This window comes from Desulfovibrio faecalis (assembly GCF_053570625.1).
This window is the reverse complement of sequence record NZ_JBRBQR010000001.1, coordinates 1,685,251-1,704,508: the sequence shown is the minus strand read 5'-3', so window position 1 is coordinate 1,704,508 and position 19,258 is coordinate 1,685,251. Positions and strand designations below refer to the sequence as shown.

Genomic DNA, 19,258 nt, shown 5'->3' with positions numbered 1-19,258 from the left:
GCTGGCTCACTGCCGCGCAAGCCTGAACCTCATGTCGATTACATGACATTATGTCTTCCCCAGCCCGCGCGCTTCTGGGCTTGACCGTTTTGCGCCCAGTAGGTAGGGTGAACTTGCTGTTACGGATAATTACCCGGTTAACACAGCCGGGTTTAGCGCACAGTCACTGCGGCCCGTGCAGCCTTTTTTCGGAAAATACCCCCCATTGCTTGCTCCGCTGCCTGGGCAGCGGCGCTTTTTTTTCGTTTGTGAGGTCAGATTATGGCAACCATGACAAGCATCCCCATTTCCGTGCAAGGCTACAAAAAGCTGGAAGACGAACTGGCCCGCCTGAAGAGCGAACGGCCCGCCATCATCCAGGCCATCAAAGAAGCCCGTGAAGAAGGCGACCTGCGAGAAAACGCCGGGTACGACGCCGCGCGGGAACGTCAGGGCATGGCTGAAGCCCGCATCAAATACATTGAATCCCGCATGGCGCTCTATCAGGTCGTTGATCTTGATTCCCTGAAGGGCGACAAGGTCATCTTTGGTTCCACGGTTGAGGTTGAGGATGTGGACAGCGGCGAAGCACGCTCCTTCACCATTCTCGGCCCCGATGAGGCCGACCCCGCCAAGGGTTCCATCTCGTTCCTTTCCCCTGTGGGTCAGGCCCTGCTGGGCCGCGAAGTAGGCGATGAAGTGACCGTGGATATTCCGCGTGGCCGCGTTACCTATGAAGTGATCAACATCAGCTTTAAAGGCAGCAACGTGTTGAACTAGGGCCGAGGGCTGCCCTGGTCTCCACCAGCCGACGCCGCGCCTTTCTGGCTTCGCGGCAACGGTTTTATCCCAGACGTATTTTCCGCAGCGCGTCAACGCGCAAACATACCGCAGTGTGACTATATGGCGCGCTCCGGCCTCTCTGCACAACCGCAGGGCGGCGGGGCGCGCCTGACAAAAACTTTCCGGGCGGGCCGTTGCGCCGTGATGGCGCACTGGCATATGCCACACGGCTGCCAGCCCTGACCCGCGCGGGCGTATTTATACCTTTGCGCCTCTTGGCAGACCCCGCCCGCTTTTGCTACTCTTGCGCGTTCCAACGTTCCGGCGCTGGTCAAAAAGCCGCGCCCACATAACCCAAGGCTTACCATGACTTTAACGCTGCCGCGTCTGCTCTACCTCTTAGCCGCGCTCGCGCTGTATATGCTGCTCTGGCACAATCCGGTGACCATATTCATGGCGGCCTGTCTGTCATGCCTTTCGTTGCCGCTTTACCGGACACTACAAATGAAGGGCCGGATGTGGCGCAAACGCCTTGAAAAAACCCGGAGCGGCCCCCGCTGGCGCAAATTCCGGCTTAGTCTTTCAAGCAGCCTGCCCCTCTATGCTTACATAACCACTCTCCTCTCTTCCATATTAATTCCCATTGCCATGCTCGCCCTGCTGGTGACGCCCCAGGCGGCGGCTGGTTTTGCGCGCCTGCGCGAGCTGCAAGCCAACAATTTTCAGTTGCCGCCCGAGTGGGTGGCCAATATTCAGCAATGGCGGCTAAGCCTTGCAGAATATCCGCGCGCAGAAAAGATGGTCAGCGACTTTCTGCAAAAACTGGATGCGTTTTTTGGCGATGCCATGAGCCTGCTTTTGAGCCGAAGCATGGACTTTCTCGGCGGCACCATGACAGTGCTGTGGACAAGCTTTTTGTTCTTTACGCTCACGGTGATCTTTACCACCTATGCCCGCCACATCCGCAAAATTTCCGGCAGGATATTCCACATACCCCAAGCAATGCTCTGCCGCTTTACGGCTGCCATCCACCGGGCATTGCGAGGTATTCTGCTGGGCATTGTGCTGGTGGCTGCGGCGCAGGGCATTTTGTGCGGCATTGCCTTTGCTTTTGCAGGGGTACGCCAGCCAGCATTCTGGGGCCTGCTTGCCACGCTCGTGGCTCCCATTCCCGCCATTGGCACGGCCATAGTGTGGGTGCCGCTTTGCCTTTCGCTCTGGTTCACGGGCAACAGCATGGCCGCTGTGGGCCTGGCCCTTTGGGGCGTTGTGGTGGTGGCTGGCGTGGACAACATTCTGCGTCCGCTCTTTTTGCAGCAGGGCATCAAGGCCCCGTTCTTTGTATTGATCATCGCCATTCTTTGCGGTCTGGCGAGCTTTGGGCCGGTAGGCCTAATTGTGGGTCCTGTGCTGCTGGCTTTTGCCATTCAGGCAGTGGAAGAAGGCAACCGCACCTATAGGCACAATGGATAAGATAGACACCATACATTCCGGTTTTGGCAGGCTTGCCCCCGGGGATCAGCCCGGCAAACTTCCGCAAGACGCCACCCCTCGCAGTGCGGGGTTTGCGCCGTCAGCTCTGAGATGCTTGCGGCGCATGGCGGTATTCAGCATCCTTTTTTGCGCCGTATGCGTCACGCTGCTTTCAGGTGCAACAGAATCTCGTGCAGCCAGAGGCGTGCGCGCGGCTATTCTGGTCAACATGGATACTGGCAAAGTGCTTTTTGAAAAAAACGCAGACATGTCCATCCCGCCTGCATCGCTCACCAAGGTGATGTCCATGTTCCTGACCATGGATGCCGTCAGCGCCAACCGGTTGAGCCTTGACGAAAAAATCCGCATCACGCCTGCCGCGTCCACCGTGGGCGGCTCGTCCATGCACCTCCGCAACGGGGAGCGCGTGGCGGTCAGGCAACTGCTCACCGGCGCTGCCGTTGCATCCGGCAATGACGCCATTACGGCGCTTGCCCTGCGTGTGGCTGGCAACGAGCGACAGTTCGTGCGCGCCATGAATCAAAAAGCCAAAGGGCTGGGCTTGAACCGCACGGAATTCAAGAATCCCACAGGGCTGCCCGCCGCAGGGCAGCGCTCCACCCCCCGCGATATTGCCAGCCTGACCCGCGCCTACCTTCGCGCCCACCCCGGCGCGCAAAAATTTCACAGCACCCGCGTTTTTACTCACAGGAACAGACAAATGGCCAATACAAACGCGCTGCTCGGCTCTGTGCGCGGCGTCAATGGCCTTAAAACAGGCTGGACTGTGGCTTCGGGCTACAATCTTATTGTTACAGCCCAGCGCGGCAATACCCGCATCCTGGCTGTGGTTATGGGCGGCACAAGCCGCAATGCCAGGGATGCCATGGCAACACGGCTGATCGAAGCAGGCTTTGACGGCGGCGGCGACCCAAAGAAAATCCGGCGCGCCATGGGCTACAGACGCTAAAAAAAATCTCAAAGATTCAAGATAGTTTTGTAGTAAAGAGGTTGTGAGAAACTGGCCGGATATCTGGCCGATTTCCACGACCTTTTTATTTTTGGTACGCCAGTGCGCCACGCATTGCTGCTTAGTATCGAACAAGGGATATATAAAATGATGCAGCCATGAATGCGGCCACGCAGGGGCCACAGACGTACATGCCCCAAACAGAAAATCCGTCTGACGCAGTCTACAGCAGTCATGCGCAGACTGCTTCCCGCCCTGCACAGTTCCCCGCGCTAAGAGAATTTTTGGCTGTTGACAAGAAAGGCGGATTCTCTGCGCGGGGAGCGCACATAGACACGTGCATGACCCAAGCAGAAAGCCCGCCTGACGCAGTTAAGCAGGTTCACCCTTGCCCTCTAAGACAAAGACACAGGCGCTAGGTGGATTTTTGGGCGCTGACAAGAAAGGCGGTTTTTCTGCGCGGGGAGTGCACACAGACGTGCATGACCCAAGCAGAAAAACCGCCTGACGCAGTCAGCGGTCAAAAAGACCCTAGCGCCCCAGAGCTTGCTCCAGATCGGCGATAATATCATCCACATGCTCAACGCCCACAGAGAGGCGCACCATGCCGGGGGTAATACCGGCTTCGCGCAGCTGATCATCGGTCAGCTGGCGGTGGGTGGAGCTGGCGGGATGGAGAACGCAGGTGCGGATGTCGGCCACGTGAACCTGGAGGGATATCATTTTAAGGCTGTCGATAAAACGCGCGCCGGCTTCCCGTCCGCCTTTGAGGGAGAGGGAGATGACGCCGCTGCACCCATTGGGCATGTACTTGTCGGCCAGGGCTTTTTGCGGGTGGCCGGGCAGGCGCGGATAATTGACGGATTCCACGGCGGGATGCTTTTCCAGATAGGCGGCGACGGCTTCGGCGTTGCGGCAGTGGCGTTCCATGCGCAGGGGCAGGGTTTCGAGGCCCTGATTGATGTAGAACGCGCCCTGAGGGCTCTGGCAGCAGCCCATATCGCGCATGAGCTGCACGCGCGCCTTGACGATGTAAGCGGCCTTGCCAAAGGCCTGGGAATACACGAGGCCGTGGTAGGAAGGATCGGGTTCGGTAAATTCGGGAAACTTGCCGGAGGCCCAGTCAAAGTTGCCGCTGTCCACGATGACGCCGCCCACCTGAAGGGCGTGGCCGTCCATATATTTGGTGGTGGAATGAACTACGATGTCGGCCCCGAATTCAAAGGGGCGGCAAAGCACGGGCGTGGCAAAGGTATTGTCGATGATCAGGGGCAGCCTGTGCCTGTGGGCCAGCTTGGCAAAGCGTTCAATATCCAGCACATCCATGGAGGGGTTGGAGAGCGTTTCGCCGAACACGGCGCGCGTGTTGGGGCGGAAGGCCTCTTCCAGCTCGGCCTCGGAGGCGGTTTGATCCACAAAGGTGACTTCAATGCCCAGCTTTTTGAGGGTAACGGCAAAAAGGTTGAACGTGCCGCCGTAAATGCTGGCGGCGCTTACCACATGGTCGCCGCTCTGGGCCACATTGAGCAGGGACAGCATGCTTGCCGCCTGACCGGACGAGGTGCACAGCGCGCCAACGCCGCCTTCAAGAGCGGCAATTTTCTGCTCCACGGCGTCAACCGTGGGGTTGCCAAGGCGGGAGTAAAAAAAGCCCGCTTCGGCAAGATCAAAAAGCTTCGCCACTTCGGCGGTGGTGGCGTACTTAAAGGTCGTGCTCTGCACTATGGGCAGAACGCGGGGTTCGCCATTGCCCGGTTCATAGCCCGCGTGCAGACAAAGAGATTCCGTTTTCATGCCGTCCTCTGCTGTGCTTGTGTTGGAATTTGTCGCATGTTCCCGGCTGCAATGCCGTGCGATTCAGGCACCGTAGCGCAAGCAAAGGGGCGAGGCAACCACCAAGCCTGCCTGAGAAATTTCCTGTACGGCTGATGAAGAGAAAGCAAAAAAAGTTCCTTCCTATTGACCGTTTGCATGTAGAAGTATAGGATTCTAAGAAGCAGGTGGTCGCCCTGTGGCGTGAGGCATTCTGGGGATAGCCATGACAATACGCTCTGTGACGCACTGCCCGAGTTTCTGATTTTTGTTTGCTGACAGCGCCGCAAAAAGAGCGGCCTTTCGTACGTTGTAGCGCCGCTGTCTTGATGCGGAGTTGGCGCAATTTTGTTGCGCCGCAAGCGGGCCCTGTGGCGGGGCCGAGCAAAGCCTTTCACTCACTTTTGCCAGGAGGCTATTATGCGTATTGCCGTGGGTCTGGGCAAAAAAGGCGGAGAAGAGCGTTTAGAGCGCCAGGGCATAAGCCGCCGTGACTTCATGAAATTCTGCACGGCGGTGGCGGTGACGATGGGCTTTGGCCCCTCGTTCGCCTCCGAGGTGGCCGCTGCGCTGACCGGACGTCGTCCTTCAGTGGTGTATTTGCACGCCGCTGAATGCACGGGCTGTTCCGAAGCGCTGCTGCGCACTTACAAACCCTTTATTGATGCCGTCATTCTTGACACCATCTCTCTTGACTACCACGAAACCATCATGGCCGCCGCTGGCGAAGCCGCCGAACAGGCCCTGCATGCCGCCGTGGAAAATCCCAATGGCTTTGTCTGTATGGTCGAAGGCGCCATTCCTACGGGCATGGACAACAAGTATGGCTACATTGGCGGTCATACCATGTACGACATCTGCAAAGAAATTCTGCCCAAGGCCAAGGCCGTGGTCAACATCGGCACCTGTGCCTGCTACGGCGGCGTTCAGGCTGCCAAGCCGAACCCCACCGGCGCCAAGGGCGTGAACGAATGCTTTGCCAGCCTGGGCGTCAAGGGCATCAATATTCCCGGCTGCCCCCCCAACCCCCTCAATATGGTCGGCGCACTTGTGGCCTTCTTGCAGGGCCAGAAGATTGAACTGGACGAACTGGGCCGCCCGCTCATGTTCTTTGGTCAGAGCGTGCATGACCTTTGCGAACGCCGCAAGCACTTCGACGCCGGCGAGTTTGCGCCTTCCTTCAATTCGGAAGAAGCGCGCAAGGGCTGGTGCCTTTACGAAGTGGGCTGCAAAGGCCCGCAGACGTACAACAACTGTCCCAAGGTTCTCTTCAATGAGACCAACTGGCCGGTGGCTGCCGGGCATCCCTGCATTGGTTGCAGCGAACCCGGTTTCTGGGACGAAATGTCGCCGTTCTACCAGAACTAGGGGGAATCATGAGCCAGATCAAACAAACGCCCCAGAGCAGCTACACCGGGCCCATTGTGGTGGACCCGCTGACCCGCATCGAAGGGCATCTGCGTATTGAAGTTGAAGTTGAAGGCGGCAAAATCAAGGACGCCCGCAGCTGCGGCACACTTTACCGTGGCCTTGAAGTCATCCTGAAGGGCCGCGATCCGCGTGATGCCCAACACTTCACCCAGCGCACATGCGGCGTCTGCACCTACACGCACGCCCTTGCTTCCACCCGCGCGCTTGAAGACGCTATCAACAAGCCCATTCCGGCCAACGCCACCTATATCCGCAACCTCGTCATGGCCATGCAGTTCATGCATGACCACGTGGTGCACTTCTATCACCTGCACGCCCTCGACTTTGTGGACGTGGCAAATGCCCTGCAGGCCGACCCGGCCAAGGCAGCCAAGCTGGCCCAGTCCATTTCGCCGCGTCCGGCCAAGGCAGAAGACTTTGCCGCCGTGCAGGCCAAACTGAAGACCTTTATCGAAAGCGGCCAGCTTGGCCCCTTCACCAACGCCTACTTCCTGGGCGGCCACCCGAGCTACTACCTGGAGCCGGAAGCCAACCTGGTCGCCACCGCCCACTATCTGGAAGCCCTGCGCGCCCAGGTGGAAATTGCCAAGGGCATGGCCGTGTTCGGCGCCAAAAACCCGCACACCCAGTTCACCGTGGCTGGCGGCGTGACCTGCTACGAAGCCTTGTCGCCCCAGCGCATCAAGGAATTCCGCGAATTGTACAAGAAGGCCCGCACCTTCATTGAACAGGTCTACATTCCCGACCTGCTCATGGTTGCTGGTCAGTACAAGGACTGGGCGGCCATTGGCGGCACCGACAACTTCATGGCGTTTGGCGAATTCCCCGCTGCTGGCGGCGAACGCGACCTCAACAGCCGCTGGTACAAGCCCGGCGTCATCTATGACCGCAAGATCGGCTCGGTGCAGCCCTTTGATCCTTCCAAGATCGAAGAACACGTGCGCCACAGCTGGTACGAAGGCGACAAGGCCCGCACCCCCTACGAAGGCGAAACCAAACCCTTCTTCACCAAGATGGGCGATACTGACCGTTATTCCTGGCTCAAGGCTCCCCGCTACGCGGGTCAGTCCATGGAAACCGGCCCCCTCGCTCAGGTGCTGGTGGCCTACGGTCAGAACCACAAGACCATCAAGCCTGCGGTTGACGGCGTGCTGAAGGCCCTGAACGTTGGCCCCGAAGCCCTGTTCTCCACCCTGGGCCGTACTGCTGCCCGTGGTATCCAGACTCTGGTTATCGCCCAGCAGACCGAAAACTGGCTCAACGAGTACGAAAACAACATTGCCAAGGACAAGCAGATCGTCGAAGACTACGCTGTTCCTGCCAATGCCAAGGGCGTGGGCTTCCTGGATGCCCCCCGTGGCGGTCTTTCGCACTGGATCCGCATTGAAGAAGGCAAGATCGGCAACTTCCAGCTCGTGGTGCCCACCACCTGGAACCTCGGACCCCGGGACGCCAAGGGCGTTATGGGTGCTGCCGAGCATGCGCTTGTCGGCACCCCTGTGGCCGATCCCAAGCGCCCGGTTGAAATCCTGCGCACCATCCACTCCTTCGACCCCTGCATCGCCTGCGCCGTGCATGTTATCGATGGAGAAACCAACGAAGTGCACAAGTTCAAGGTGCTGTAGCAGCGCGCTGAACACGCAGTAAATTGGCATTGAAAAGGGCGGGGCTTCCCCGCCCTTTTTTATTATGAGGCAGAGCGCAGCAGCACAATCTTCGAGCAGCCTGCAATACAGTTGCGTGAACAGCGTAGACCAGAGAAGAATATTTTGGCATACTGAACAGATATGCGGCATTGCATCCACCTGGGATGCCTTGCGCAAACTGGCAGCAACCCCCACATGAGAGCGCCAACGTGGAACAAAAAAGAATAATGATTATGGGCGTCGGCAACATATTGCTGACAGACGAAGGCTTCGGCGTACGCGCCGTGGAATATTTGCAGGCCAAATACACATGGCCGGAAAATGTTCGCCTTGAAGACGGCGGCACACAAGGCCTTTTGCTTATGTCCACGCTGATGGATTGCGATACGCTGGTGGTTCTTGACGTGGTGCTTGGGCCGGAAAAACCCGGCACCATCTATATGCTGGAAGGCGAAGACCTGCGCAAAAGCCTGAGCTTCCGCGATTCCATGCACCAGACAGATCTTCTGGATACGCTGATCACGTGCAGCATGGCCGGGCATGATGTGCAGGCCGTTGTTTTTGGCCTGCAGCCTTTTGACTACCACACCATGCAGGTGGGGCTGACCCCGGAAGCCGAAAAACTGCTGCCGGAATTTTGCACCAAGGTGGTTGCTGCCCTTGCAGAGCGCGGCATCGCCACCGCACAGCCTGTCGCCTGAAAAAATTCGCTACAAAGGCGTTCTGCGCGTATTTGAGGCTGAGCCGCCACGCAGGCGCGAGAACCTATCGCGTCCGCGAGAGCTTGACGCTCTGATTGTCTGCATCACGGCAGGCTGCAAAGCAGCGCTTTGTGCCACATAAATAAAACAAGCCGGGCGCGTTTTCGGAAATTTCCGACTCGCGCCCGGCTTTGTCGCACAAGCAACTTTTGATTGCTGTCCATCAGAATTCATCAGAACTCGTCTGGGAGCGAGAGTTCGCTGAACAGGGCAAAGCCCTCGGCGCGCAGCATCTCTGCCCACACGCCATCCCCCGCACAAAACGTGTGGCTGAAGCTGCCATCATAAATGCGGTCAAATCCGCAGGACGGAGAGCGGCTCTTTATAATTGCGGCGGTGCAGGCATTCTTGCGCGCAAGGTCCACAGCAAGGGCTGCGCCACGCTCAAAAGCATCCGTCACGTCTTGCCCGTCACGGTTCACAACGCGGTTGCCCAGCCGTTCGCAGGGGCTGCGCGGCGTTTCAAGCCCGCCCAGAACCTCCGGACAGACAGACACTGCCCTGCCTTCTTCCACCAGCCGCACCACGAGCTCACAGGTATTGTCGCCGCCGTCATAGCGGCAGCGCTCACCAGCCAGACAGGCGCTGACTATGTAGCGCGGAGTCATTACTTGCTTTCACCTTCGGGCAGCAGGGCCGCTTCCCACATTTCCTGATAATACATGCAGGTGCCGGGATTCCAGGCCGTGGCCGTGGCGTGGTCATAACTTTCGGTTATGGGCCAGTCAGTGTGGGGCTTCAAGGCTTCCTCAAAGGAAGATGCCTCCACAACAGACTCAAATTCCAGATTCAGCGTATAATTGGGGCCTTTCATAAAGCGCAGATGATAATGCGGCATAGCCTTATCCTTCGCACAGTTTCGCCAGCAGATGCCGGACAAACGGTTATCACGTCTTGGGCAACGGCCGCGTTACAAACGGGTGTTCATGGCCTGCAACGGGGATACCGCGCCGAGGCGCATACTGACCGCGCACCTCAATGGCGGCAACAGATCAAGTACAAGCAGACCTTACAGGTGCCAAACAACGTCATTGCCCGCAGCACACAAGAGCGCCGGGGAGGAAACCCTCCCCGGCGTTCATATCAATGGGCGTCAGGCACGTCTAGTGCGTGGTCATGACGAACTTGCTGATGACAAAGAGCACAACCAGCAGAGCCACGCCGATGCCCCAGCTCCAGTGAACGAGCTTGAGTTCAACGGGGTCCAGCGGTTCGTATTCCATCTTCTCGATTTCTTCGTGAAGCTTAACTTCGCTTTTCGTTTCCATAACTTACTCCGTATATTGGACTAGCCAGCCATCACAGGCGGGGTCATGCCGTGGAAGAAGGCATAAGAAATGAACAGGCCCACCCAGATGATGAAGCCGAACAGGCACACGATGTACACAACTGCCAGACGGCCAATGCCTTCTTCCTTCAGCTTGCGGAAGTTGGACACCAGACCAATGCTGAAGAAGGTCAGCAGGAAGAACATGACGCGGAAGCCGTTGAGGGCGCCGGCCATGGACTTGCCGAGCTTGTGCAGTTCAGGCGAAGACAGGCAGAAGAACAGCAGGATCAGGAAGGTGCCAAGGTACCCCAGCACGAAGCGGGGGAAACGATCCATAACGTCGCTCCAGGTCATGGTGCGTTCGCCACGGGTTTTGTCGAACTTGGCAGTCCAGATGTAGGCGAGGACCAGGGCCCATACGCCGATGAACATATCGATGAAGATTTTGACGGTGGTGGTCACCATCACGACCCAGCCTGGCTCCCACTTGGTGCCGAGGCCAGCCATCTTGGAAAGAATCAGGGATTCAGTGATGGCGCCGCTGGCGATAGCGCCGCCGTCAGACTTAACGGCAAGGCCCATCCAGCCACCGGCCACCATGGGTTCGGTGTACAGGAAGTGCTGCGCGATAAAGGGCAGGATCAGCATTTCGATGCAGGTGAACACCACGACCAGCGAGGACACCATGATCGGCACCACAGGCCGGGCGCGGATGGCGCCGCCGGTGGCGATGGCCGCTGAGACGCCGCAGATGGAAATGCCCGAAGCAAGGGGAGCGGCCCATTCCTTATTGAACTTGAAGTACTTGCGGGCCACGTAGTAAACAACGGACCAGTACAGCAAGTAAGCTTCAACAATGGCGCACAGGCCTCGGAAAATAACGTGACCGGCAAAGCCAGCGGCGTCGGCGGCCTTCACGCCAAGCTCAGCACCAAGAATAACGATGGCGATTTTGACGAAAAGTTCGGGACGGCAGGCTTCGCGCAGGGATTCAGCAAAACCAGGCGTAAGGTTGCCCAGCAGAATACCCATGACCAAGGCCACAATAAGGCCAGCCTCTGTGCTCAGACCAAGCGACCATGTGATGCCCTGCTTGGCGATTTCCGTGGGGTTGGCTGCAATGTAGGCGTTGGCGCCAACAGTGTAGCAGGCGATGGCAATGAAGAAAATGCAGGTAAAACCGTAAAGGAACTTGCCGATGTTGCCTTTCATGAGCTTGATGCCCACAGACATGACGGCGGCAATGAACACATAGCTGGCGATCAGAGCCCCCACGCCAGGCAACATGCCTTTAGATGCCGATTTCCAGCAATCAAGCGGGCTGTTAACCCACATGCCCATTTTGAGGCCCCAGCCCAGCAGATCCAGGCCAGCGAACTTGCCCAGCGCCAGCAAGAAGATGAAGCAGCCGATAAGCAGGGCTACTTTGTCTTCATTATAGGCTTTTGTTGATGCCATACCCAAACTCCTCCGTACAGGTTAAGCTAAACAAACAAACTCCAGCCGCACCTACGCCGCACAGACCACCTTGTTCCATAAAGAACAGAGCAGTCTTCATGAGGCGTCTTGCCGCGGAAACAGCTGGAAACCGATACTTGCAGCACCAATTTTGCGGTCTGCCGACCATTGGCGCACGTGGAAAAACATACCGTTATGCAAGATATTGTCAAGCTTAAGTCCAAAGTTTAACAATCAGTCATCAAGTACCAGAGCTGTTTCGCCAGCGGGTAAAGCTAAAAAAGCGCACACCTCCTCGCCCCTCTATTCACATGCCTACCCCCAAAACATCATTGAAGGTGGGCGGCAGAGCGTAAAAATGCAGGCTCTAACATTTTTTTCAAATTTTCTGTTGACACTACCCGGCAGTTTCACATATACACGTTTCTCGCGTTGGGCTGTCGTTCAATTGGCAGGACGACGGATTCTGACTCCGTTAATCAAGGTTCGAGTCCTTGCAGCCCAGCCAACAACACTGCGTCCCCATCGTCTAGCCGGCCCAGGACAACGGCCTTTCACGCCGTCGACAGGGGTTCAAATCCCCTTGGGGACGCCAATTGATTCCAAGAGGTTATAGTCAAAACCTCACCAGATACCCACAGGGGGCTAGCCCTGGGGGTTAGTTTTGAAAAAGGCTGCACTTAAGTGCAGCCTTTTTTCGTTTCCAGATAAGAAAGCCTGAATCATGTTTTCTACTCCGTTCCAGTTGGGATGAGTTTACCGGAAACCAGTCCCTGATTGAGGCGAACCACGCCTGCCTTTGCCCCTCCCCCCTGCTTCTCTCCATTTTCACTTGTAAAAGAATCCTTTTTCCGCGAAAGCGCGGAAGGGGCAGGAAAGGGGTGACAACTTGCAGGGCCACGGCTTGCCAATGCGCTCAGGGCATCCGAAACTTCCGCGAATGCTCCAAGGCTGTGCAGATACCTGTCCGTGGTCGTCTGCTTTTCATGCCGCAGGGCGTGCTGGATGGCAAAGAGGCTCTTGCCCTCCTGGGCCAGAATGGTGGCAGCCAGATGCCTGATGGCATGAAACCCAAATGGTTTCACCTGGGCCTTTGCACAAAGCCTTTTCATCACGTGGGCTGCCGTTTTATAGGGTTGCCCGACGTACGGCTCAACCGGGCAGGTGAACACATGGTTTCCTTTGCCCTGGCGGTATTGCCACAGCCAGAGCATGGTAGTGCGCACGTCCTCATTCATGGGCATTTCGTCACGTTTGGCCGTGCCTGTGCGGGTTTTGCGCGTTGTCAGCACAACGGTGCCGCGCTCAAAATCCACATCCTGCCAAGTCAACTTAAGCAGCTCGCCCTTGCGCGCTGCGAGGTTGAGAAAGCAGGTCAGCATGGCCTTCTCACGTTCTGGAGCCGCCTCGTAGACCTTCCAGAAATCCTCTTCCGGTGGAATGTAACGAGGAACCCGTATTTCCGCATACCGCTGGCAGGCCAGAAACGAATCCGGCATATCCAGCGGAAAGTGGTCGAGGTACGCTGCGCCCCACTTCCAGGCGGTGGTCAGAATTTTACGGTCTTTGTTGGAGCAGTTGGGGCCGCGCTGGTCATGCTGCCAGGCAAGATACTTGCGGGCCTTTTTCCTGTCGAAGGATTCAACTGTATCATCTGGTGACAGTCCCTTGGTTTGCTCAAGGTAGCGGATGAACCGCCGAAAGCCGTCACGTTTCTCTTTGAAGGTTGCCAGGGTGTTGCGCCGCTGGCATTCTTCAAGGTAGGCCGTTCCCCACTCAAGAATCGTCACCCGTTGGGGCTCGGAGACCAAAGGGGTCACTTTTTCCGGCGCAGTCGCGGCTTCTTCCTCCAGTTGCTTCCTGGTGGTTACTTCCCACGCTATGGCATTCCTCTCGTCGGCCTTGCTGCTGCCAAACCATTTTACCGCTGCCATTCTGCCCTGAAACCAGACCTGTCCTTTCCAACGCTTGGGGGAGCCCTTCTTCTTGCTCGTGAAGGTTGCCATTGAATATCTCCAATATGCGATTTTCAAGGAACCTTAGAGCGTGCCCAATCCGCACACCCCCGAACGCTGTATAATACCGCCTGACCGTTCGCACATCAAGGCGGAAGATCGCAGCGACTTCTCTTGCTGTGAGAATACGGCCCAGGTGGCTTGGAGATGGGGGCAATTGGCTTTTCATCAGGATTCCTGTATTTTCCTTAATAAAAATCCAATGCCATGCCAGATGATAAAAAAGAGACTGCAAGAATTTCCCTCCCCCCTACAAGTGACGGCTTTATAGGGTAATGGTGATGAACAGGCGTCCAATTCTTATTATTGGTGACATTCACGGATATTTTACTGTCCTCGATGCCTTCATCAAGCGCTTTGAGCCGCAATTGGTGCTCCAGTGCGGCGATTTTGGTATTTGGCCAGGGAGAAATGTAGAGAGATTGGCCTCTGGCTTTAAGACAGATGCCGGACAAGTCGTGCCCATCCACTTCTGTGACGGCAATCATGAAAACCACCCTAAATTGCGAAAACTATGCGAATCGACGATGGCAAATCTTGAGGTGGGAGAAGGTGTATTTTATCAACCACGCGGCTCTTTGATTACTTTGCCGAACGGTCATGTCGTACTTTTTGCCGGAGGAGCCTGTAGCGTAGATAAGGACATGCGCACCCCCGGTCATGATTGGTTCCCAGAGGAAATTCTGACTGAAAACGATTTTGCGCATTTTCCAGACATCCCATCCGTAGATATAGTAATTTCTCACGCTGCTCCCGCTTCCCTGAAGCTTCCTCCTCTGCTGAATGTAGAAAAATGTCACGATCCTTCACGGGATGTGTTGGATAAGGTGCTACAACGCTATCGTCCAAAACAATGGTTCTGTGCCCACTACCATATCGCATTCAGCAGCATGATAAAAAATTGTCGAATTCAAGCTCTTGATTGCGGGCACAGCCACAAGTGGAAAGATGAGATCAACAAAGATGGGTATGCTGTGTACGAAGTATGAACATAATCATCTGAGAGATCGTCGACATTAAATTGAGGTATAACAGATGGCTTGCGAGATGTACTAATGTGGGAAGTCGAAGACATAAAAGAAGCCTGTGACCGAATTGAGCGAAATACAGTTTACAATGCTTTTAAGTATTGCCAGCAGTTCTTTTCTTCCATTATGGCGAAGGAAGATCTCATTGAATTATATACTCTTTTTGAGTGCAAGAAGCTTACCTGGAATGCCATGTCCAAAGCATGGGATGCAGCATTTTCCGGCAGATCCCTTTCTTCTGAAGAAAATGAATTGCAAAAAATTCTTAAAGATCGAGCTAAAAAAGAAACATGGGCTACTGAATACTTTGGTGAAGTTAATTGTTTGGCCCTCTATCATGAACTTGAAAACAGAAGCTTTCGAGAAATATTACCGTACATTCGGACTCATTACAGACTGAATCTTGAGCGGTTGTTTGAAAAATATGAATACAACCCAGAATTCGTAGAAACTCTCTTTTCCCTATGCGAAATGCGAATGAAAAAGCTGGAGAAGAAAAGATCCGTTACCCCTTCTCAAATAGAAATTTTACATCAGGTATTGCAGGAGGATATTTTTGCAAGGGTCGACTCTTGGGCTGCGCTCATTGAATATGTCACCCTATTAGTTCCCAAGGATGCAAGTGAAAACAGTGCCAGAAATATACACGATACAGACAATCTTTACGATGCATTGATGGCTTTGCAGATTATCCGATACGAAGGAAGAAAGAAATATCCGATCTCTCAAATTACAACCTGCTCCTTATGCTGGCGCGTGGCAGATACTTCCAACGCAAAAAAGAAAGATAAAGCACGATGCCATGTTCATCTTTATGAGAAGGCTGCTGAGAGACCAGCAAGAAAAAAGGCATATGAGCGAGCCTTGGCGGTTACTAGAAAACTTCGCTATGCCCATTCTTCACGAAGCCGCTTGTTGGCTGCTTTAACCAAATTTTTCCCGTATGATGAAAAAATCATTCAGATTCGCTTGGATCACTGGAGTTGGTGGGAGTACGAACCGCCACAAAGCGTTTGGCCCATCTGCGGGGACCCAGTTTTTACTGATGGCTTCTGGGAGGCATTGCCTCATGTGGCCAGGTTTCTGCGGCAGCAGGGATGCCCACTTGAGTCTCTTAAGGCTATAATTGAGGCCATGATGCCCTTAGATTCTAGCGCTGATGTTCAAACCGCAGCCACCTATGAACGATGGATTACAGCATGGACTAACGACATCCGTTATTTTCTTCCGGTGATGGCCCACGCGGAGGCATGGCTGGCAATCTATGAGGAATTGTATCCGTCCCTCCCTGTAGATATGTAACCGGGAAATTTTTCCAGTCTCATTTCATTCTGATTTTTTCGTACACGGTGATCTACGGAGGTCACCGTGTTTTTTTATACCCACAAATTATCTTTACTGATGAAAATCCCGCAAGGGCGCACTTATGCAAACACGCTTCGCGGTTTGCGTGCGCGGGGGCTGCGCCCCTCGACCCCCCAATGCGAAATGCACAAGGACTGCCCGGGGTAGGCTGTGGCGATTTATCATCTTCATATGCAGACCATCAGCCGCGCTGACGGAAGAAGCGCGGTAGCTGCCGCTGCTTACAGGGCAGCGTCTCGTCTGACGGCTGCCGATGGGCGTGTATTCGATTTTCGGCGCAAGCAAGGGGTGGTGGCGCGAGAGATTTTTGTGCCTGAGGGTTGTCCCACTATCAGCAGACAAGACTTGTGGCTGTTGGCGGAGAACACTGAAAAACGCAAAAACTCCACCCTGGCTCGCGAAATGGATATGGCCATTCCTGTGGAGTTGAACAAGGAGGAGCGGTTCAAGCTTACGGCCAAATTTTGCCGCTGGCTTGCTCAGGAATATCAGGTGGCAGTGGATTGCTGCATGCACAGAAAGGACAAAAATGACCTGCAGGAAAATCCTCACATCCACGTATTGTTCACGACTCGCTGCTATTCGCAGGAGGGGACGCTGGGCGCAAAAACGCGAGAGCTCGACGACCTGAAAACGCGGACGACACATCTTCTGCACGTTCGTGAAAAATGGGCGGATTTCTGCAACGAGTATCTCCAATTTTATGGAGAAACAATCGATCACCGCTCCTTTAAAGATCAGGGAGTTGACCTATTGCCGCAGATACATGTGGGGTCTGCGGCAACAACAATGACTCGCCGGGGTTTGGAAACAGAGCGCGGCGTACTCAACCGGGCCATTCAGGGCAATAATTCTAGCATCATACAACTACAAAAGGAGATTGAAAATGTCAGATATTTGGGAAGCGAAAGTAGCAGAGAACGTTCAACGAGAATTGACGAATATGCAACCCCGCATAGCAGCTTATTTGAAAAAACTGGTGAAGGAGGAAGCAAACAACGATTGGGGGCAGGCCTTGGCACTGGTGGATATGGTTCACAAAGAATTGCTGGAGGTAGAAGCTCAACTACAAAATATGGGCAAGGGAGCAGTTCCGCCATCTCATTCGGTGCAGAATCTGGTGGCACGTCTGGAAGCACTGGAGCAAGACCATGCGCAGTTGAAGACGGATGTCCGGCTTCTGCAGCCCTTACAGCCCAAACAGAACGGCTAGCGGCCCTGGAGGCTCTGACACAACATTGTGTCAGGGCCTCCGGAAGAATTCAAGCGGATATTCATGCTCTGGTTGAGGCAGCAAACTTGCGCTGCCTTGAACACAGCATTCGCCAGCACCAAGTGCACCTTCTTAAGAAGCGCAGCACCGAAGTCATGATGGAATGCGGATCTGTTATCAGGGAAATTCTTCATGCTGTGGATAGGGTCAACGCGCAGGCAATCCATCAGGCGCACTTGATCTCCACACCCCATCCTTCATCACGCTTAAGTGCCCTTGCTGAAAAAACCGCGAGCATCATTTCGGTCAGCCATAATATTCAACAGGAAATTCTGTCGGCTGTTGATCGCAGCAACATTCAGTATATTCAGGACTACCTGGAGAAAACACGCCTCAAACAACTCAAGGCGTCCTGTCTAAACGTCTGTGTTGAATGCGGCTCCGTGGTCCGTGAAATTTTTGAGGCTACTGACAGGCTGGATGCCCTGTTCTTAGAACAATGGCTTGCCCAGCATAGCGCAACAAAAACTACGGATGAGCAAGGTGCGCACCGGATTCTGCCCTTACACAGCCCCGGCATACATAGAATGAGCTTGGAGAATCCTGAACCGCCCCAACGGGCAGAGCACAATGGTGTGATTCGGATAAATCTCGATGCGCCGGAACCCTCTGGGCCGGACTATCCTGAGGCCGTATCAGACAATTCTGGCGATGCTGCAACTGATTTTGAGCCGACGTAGCGACGCAACCAACAAATACACAGGAGATACCTATGGATAAAGGTTCTTCCGGGTTTTCCGTGGGTAACCCCTGTCAGGAACTGGCCGGGTAGAGGTTTAGACCGCCACAGAAGAAGTAGATGGCTGTCTTGAAATGCTCCCGGTTCCTATAACCGCAAGCCTTCCTCTTGATGGCCATGATCTTGCTGTTGAGGCCCTCGGCCACGCCGTTGGTGATCCTGTGGCGGCAGAAGGTCAGGATGTTCTCAAGATGTCTCTGAATCAGTCCGCCCACTTTGCGCATTGGGGCAAGATCTGACCTGTTCACCCAGACCAGCCATCGCTTCACAAAACGTCTGGCCCATCCCGTGCTCAGGTACTTCCAGACGTCGTTCAGGCTTTCCTTCATGGCCCAGGCCTTGGCCACCTTGAGGTTCGCTGTCTTCAAGGCCTCCAGGGCTGGCCGGTGTTTGTCCGGCAGATTCTCCTCCCGGTATAGCCAGAGGAATTTCGTGCCCTTGAGTCGATGGTCATCCTGACTTGTGAGTTCGCGGTGCTCTTGCTTGCGTACCCGGTCCACAGCCTCGCCTACGTGTTTCATGACGTGGAACCGATCGTGAACGATTTTCCCCGCCGCGTCCGGCACATGTTTGAGCGTAGCTTTAAAATAGGGCTCCCACATGTCCATGGCCACGGCCTTGATCCGCTCCAACTGCGCCTTGGTGAACTGAAGGTAGTACCCCTCAAGGCTTTCGGCCTTACGCTCGTCGGCCACATACTCCACCGTGCTGCCGATCAGATCACAAACCACGGTCACATAGTCGTGCCCCTTGCGGAATGCCTTCTCGTCAACGCCAAGATACCGCGAGGGATTCGATTGCTTGCGCTCCCGGCCCCGGCGCACCGCCCTTTCCATGACACCCCATGCTTCGTCCCAGGTGATGCGCAGGATGCGCCGCGCTCCTGTTACGGTGGCGCACTCGGTCAGCACGTCGATGATCAATCGCTCCATCAATATGGTGAAACGTGCCTTGGACTCGGCCCAAGGCACGTTGACCTGAAGGACGCCATGCTCGGGGCAGTCCACTCGGGGAATCCGAGCATGCAGGAACGTCTTGAACTGGCACGTGTCCAGATGGCGCCAGACACGAGGCTCGGCATGGTCGCGGCAAGCCAGCTCTCGACCACAAGTAGGGCAAAACCAGCGAACACCAGGACCATGCTCCACGCGGATGTCTACCCGACCTTCCGCCGTGTCCAGTTCAACAGCCTCAACAAACCAGGGCTCGGTCAGCCCGAGAATCCGAAAATATAGGTCCGTATCCTTCATTGGTG

The 19,258-nt window shown here is 55.3% G+C and carries 16 protein-coding genes and 2 tRNA genes; 11 read left to right on the top strand and 7 right to left on the bottom strand.

Annotated elements, in window-relative coordinates:
- Positions 1–270: 270 nt before the first annotated feature.
- From greA to ACUZ79_RS07595, 3 genes are all read left to right on the top strand, one after another.
- Positions 271–759, top strand: a complete 489-nt coding sequence (gene greA / locus ACUZ79_RS07605) for a transcription elongation factor GreA (RefSeq protein WP_022660011.1) — start codon at positions 271–273, stop codon at positions 757–759.
- A 369-nt stretch (positions 760–1,128) separates the two neighbouring features.
- On the top strand, positions 1,129–2,235 hold the full coding sequence (locus ACUZ79_RS07600) for an AI-2E family transporter (RefSeq protein ID WP_449251209.1): 1,107 nt from the start codon (positions 1,129–1,131) through the stop codon (positions 2,233–2,235).
- Between the two features lie 124 nt (positions 2,236–2,359).
- A complete protein-coding gene (locus ACUZ79_RS07595; RefSeq protein ID WP_449251208.1) occupies positions 2,360–3,205 on the top strand; it encodes a D-alanyl-D-alanine carboxypeptidase family protein in 846 nt (281 codons plus the stop codon).
- Between the two features lie 531 nt (positions 3,206–3,736).
- Here the strand turns inward: ACUZ79_RS07595 and ACUZ79_RS07590 are convergent.
- Positions 3,737–4,999 carry an O-acetylhomoserine aminocarboxypropyltransferase/cysteine synthase family protein gene (locus ACUZ79_RS07590; RefSeq protein ID WP_240825079.1) on the bottom strand — a complete coding sequence of 421 codons (1,263 nt, stop codon included), beginning with the start codon at positions 4,997–4,999 and terminating at the stop codon, positions 3,737–3,739.
- Positions 5,000–5,437: 438 nt separating this feature from the next.
- On the opposite strand from ACUZ79_RS07590, the gene ACUZ79_RS07585 reads away from it, so the two are divergent.
- From ACUZ79_RS07585 to ACUZ79_RS07575, 3 genes are all read left to right on the top strand, one after another.
- Complete coding sequence (locus ACUZ79_RS07585; RefSeq protein WP_192112984.1) at positions 5,438–6,385, top strand: hydrogenase small subunit; 948 nt, start codon at positions 5,438–5,440, stop codon at positions 6,383–6,385.
- 8 nt (positions 6,386–6,393) lie between these two features.
- Positions 6,394–8,073 (top strand): nickel-dependent hydrogenase large subunit, encoded by a 1,680-nt coding sequence (locus ACUZ79_RS07580; protein WP_240825080.1) that lies wholly within the window; start codon positions 6,394–6,396, stop codon positions 8,071–8,073.
- 230 nt (positions 8,074–8,303) lie between these two features.
- A complete protein-coding gene (locus ACUZ79_RS07575; RefSeq protein ID WP_022660005.1) occupies positions 8,304–8,795 on the top strand; it encodes a HyaD/HybD family hydrogenase maturation endopeptidase in 492 nt (163 codons plus the stop codon).
- Between the two features lie 233 nt (positions 8,796–9,028).
- Here ACUZ79_RS07575 and ACUZ79_RS07570 read toward each other — a convergent pair whose 3' ends face one another.
- The 4 genes from ACUZ79_RS07570 to ACUZ79_RS07555 form a co-directional block, all read right to left on the bottom strand.
- On the bottom strand, positions 9,029–9,463 hold the full coding sequence (locus tag ACUZ79_RS07570; RefSeq protein ID WP_449251207.1) for a DUF523 domain-containing protein: 435 nt from the start codon (positions 9,461–9,463) through the stop codon (positions 9,029–9,031).
- Positions 9,463–9,693, bottom strand: a complete 231-nt coding sequence (locus tag ACUZ79_RS07565) for a hypothetical protein (protein ID WP_449251206.1) — start codon at positions 9,691–9,693, stop codon at positions 9,463–9,465. The genes ACUZ79_RS07570 and ACUZ79_RS07565 overlap by 1 nt, the downstream gene beginning before the upstream one ends.
- A 265-nt stretch (positions 9,694–9,958) precedes the next feature.
- A complete protein-coding gene (locus tag ACUZ79_RS07560) occupies positions 9,959–10,123 on the bottom strand; it encodes a bacteriocin-type signal sequence (RefSeq protein ID WP_240825084.1) in 165 nt (54 codons plus the stop codon).
- Positions 10,124–10,143: 20 nt separating this feature from the next.
- Positions 10,144–11,583, bottom strand: coding sequence for a putative sulfate exporter family transporter (locus ACUZ79_RS07555; protein WP_192112979.1), 1,440 nt, complete (start codon positions 11,581–11,583; stop codon positions 10,144–10,146).
- A 433-nt stretch (positions 11,584–12,016) separates the two neighbouring features.
- On the opposite strand from ACUZ79_RS07555, the gene ACUZ79_RS07550 reads away from it, so the two are divergent.
- Both ACUZ79_RS07550 and ACUZ79_RS07545 read left to right on the top strand, forming a co-directional pair.
- A tRNA-Gln gene (locus tag ACUZ79_RS07550) sits at positions 12,017–12,091 on the top strand.
- A gap of 10 nt (positions 12,092–12,101) precedes the next feature.
- Positions 12,102–12,178: transfer RNA gene (locus ACUZ79_RS07545), tRNA-Glu, on the top strand.
- A 136-nt stretch (positions 12,179–12,314) separates the two neighbouring features.
- Here ACUZ79_RS07545 and ACUZ79_RS07540 read toward each other — a convergent pair.
- Complete coding sequence (locus ACUZ79_RS07540; RefSeq protein ID WP_449251205.1) at positions 12,315–13,589, bottom strand: tyrosine-type recombinase/integrase; 1,275 nt, start codon at positions 13,587–13,589, stop codon at positions 12,315–12,317.
- 290 nt (positions 13,590–13,879) lie between these two features.
- Between ACUZ79_RS07540 and ACUZ79_RS07535 the strand changes: the two genes are divergently transcribed.
- From ACUZ79_RS07535 to ACUZ79_RS07525, 3 genes are all read left to right on the top strand, one after another.
- Positions 13,880–14,587 carry a metallophosphoesterase family protein gene (locus ACUZ79_RS07535; RefSeq protein WP_449251204.1) on the top strand — a complete coding sequence of 236 codons (708 nt, stop codon included), beginning with the start codon at positions 13,880–13,882 and terminating at the stop codon, positions 14,585–14,587.
- Between the two features lie 66 nt (positions 14,588–14,653).
- Entirely contained in the window at positions 14,654–15,928 is a 1,275-nt protein-coding gene (locus tag ACUZ79_RS07530; RefSeq protein WP_449251203.1) for a hypothetical protein, read from the top strand.
- Positions 15,929–16,162: 234 nt separating this feature from the next.
- A complete protein-coding gene (locus ACUZ79_RS07525) occupies positions 16,163–17,944 on the top strand; it encodes a MobA/MobL family protein (RefSeq protein ID WP_449251202.1) in 1,782 nt (593 codons plus the stop codon).
- Positions 17,945–18,017: 73 nt separating this feature from the next.
- Here the strand turns inward: ACUZ79_RS07525 and ACUZ79_RS07520 are convergent, their stop codons facing one another.
- The gene (locus tag ACUZ79_RS07520; protein WP_096152604.1) at positions 18,018–19,253 is read right to left on the bottom strand and encodes an ISL3 family transposase; all 1,236 of its coding nucleotides are present in this window, start codon (positions 19,251–19,253) and stop codon (positions 18,018–18,020) included.
- Positions 19,254–19,258 lie beyond the last annotated feature (5 nt).

What these genes read in the sequence shown, in the direction of transcription:
- greA (WP_022660011.1), top strand. Translation starts at nt 271, where the DNA reads ATGACAAGCATCCCCATTTCCGTGCAAGGCTACAAAAAGCTGGAAGAC.
- ACUZ79_RS07600 (WP_449251209.1), top strand. Translation starts at nt 1,129, where the DNA reads ATGACTTTAACGCTGCCGCGTCTGCTCTACCTCTTAGCCGCGCTCGCG.
- ACUZ79_RS07595 (WP_449251208.1), top strand. Translation starts at nt 2,360, where the DNA reads ATGGCGGTATTCAGCATCCTTTTTTGCGCCGTATGCGTCACGCTGCTT.
- ACUZ79_RS07590 (WP_240825079.1), bottom strand. Translation starts at nt 4,999, where the DNA reads ATGAAAACGGAATCTCTTTGTCTGCACGCGGGCTATGAACCGGGCAAT.
- ACUZ79_RS07585 (WP_192112984.1), top strand. Translation starts at nt 5,438, where the DNA reads ATGCGTATTGCCGTGGGTCTGGGCAAAAAAGGCGGAGAAGAGCGTTTA.
- ACUZ79_RS07580 (WP_240825080.1), top strand. Translation starts at nt 6,394, where the DNA reads ATGAGCCAGATCAAACAAACGCCCCAGAGCAGCTACACCGGGCCCATT.
- ACUZ79_RS07570 (WP_449251207.1), bottom strand. Translation starts at nt 9,463, where the DNA reads ATGACTCCGCGCTACATAGTCAGCGCCTGTCTGGCTGGTGAGCGCTGC.
- ACUZ79_RS07565 (WP_449251206.1), bottom strand. Translation starts at nt 9,693, where the DNA reads ATGCCGCATTATCATCTGCGCTTTATGAAAGGCCCCAATTATACGCTG.
- ACUZ79_RS07560 (WP_240825084.1), bottom strand. Translation starts at nt 10,123, where the DNA reads ATGGAAACGAAAAGCGAAGTTAAGCTTCACGAAGAAATCGAGAAGATG.
- ACUZ79_RS07555 (WP_192112979.1), bottom strand. Translation starts at nt 11,583, where the DNA reads ATGGCATCAACAAAAGCCTATAATGAAGACAAAGTAGCCCTGCTTATC.
- ACUZ79_RS07540 (WP_449251205.1), bottom strand. Translation starts at nt 13,589, where the DNA reads ATGGCAACCTTCACGAGCAAGAAGAAGGGCTCCCCCAAGCGTTGGAAA.
- ACUZ79_RS07535 (WP_449251204.1), top strand. Translation starts at nt 13,880, where the DNA reads ATGAACAGGCGTCCAATTCTTATTATTGGTGACATTCACGGATATTTT.
- ACUZ79_RS07530 (WP_449251203.1), top strand. Translation starts at nt 14,654, where the DNA reads ATGTGGGAAGTCGAAGACATAAAAGAAGCCTGTGACCGAATTGAGCGA.
- ACUZ79_RS07525 (WP_449251202.1), top strand. Translation starts at nt 16,163, where the DNA reads ATGCAGACCATCAGCCGCGCTGACGGAAGAAGCGCGGTAGCTGCCGCT.
- ACUZ79_RS07520 (WP_096152604.1), bottom strand. Translation starts at nt 19,253, where the DNA reads ATGAAGGATACGGACCTATATTTTCGGATTCTCGGGCTGACCGAGCCC.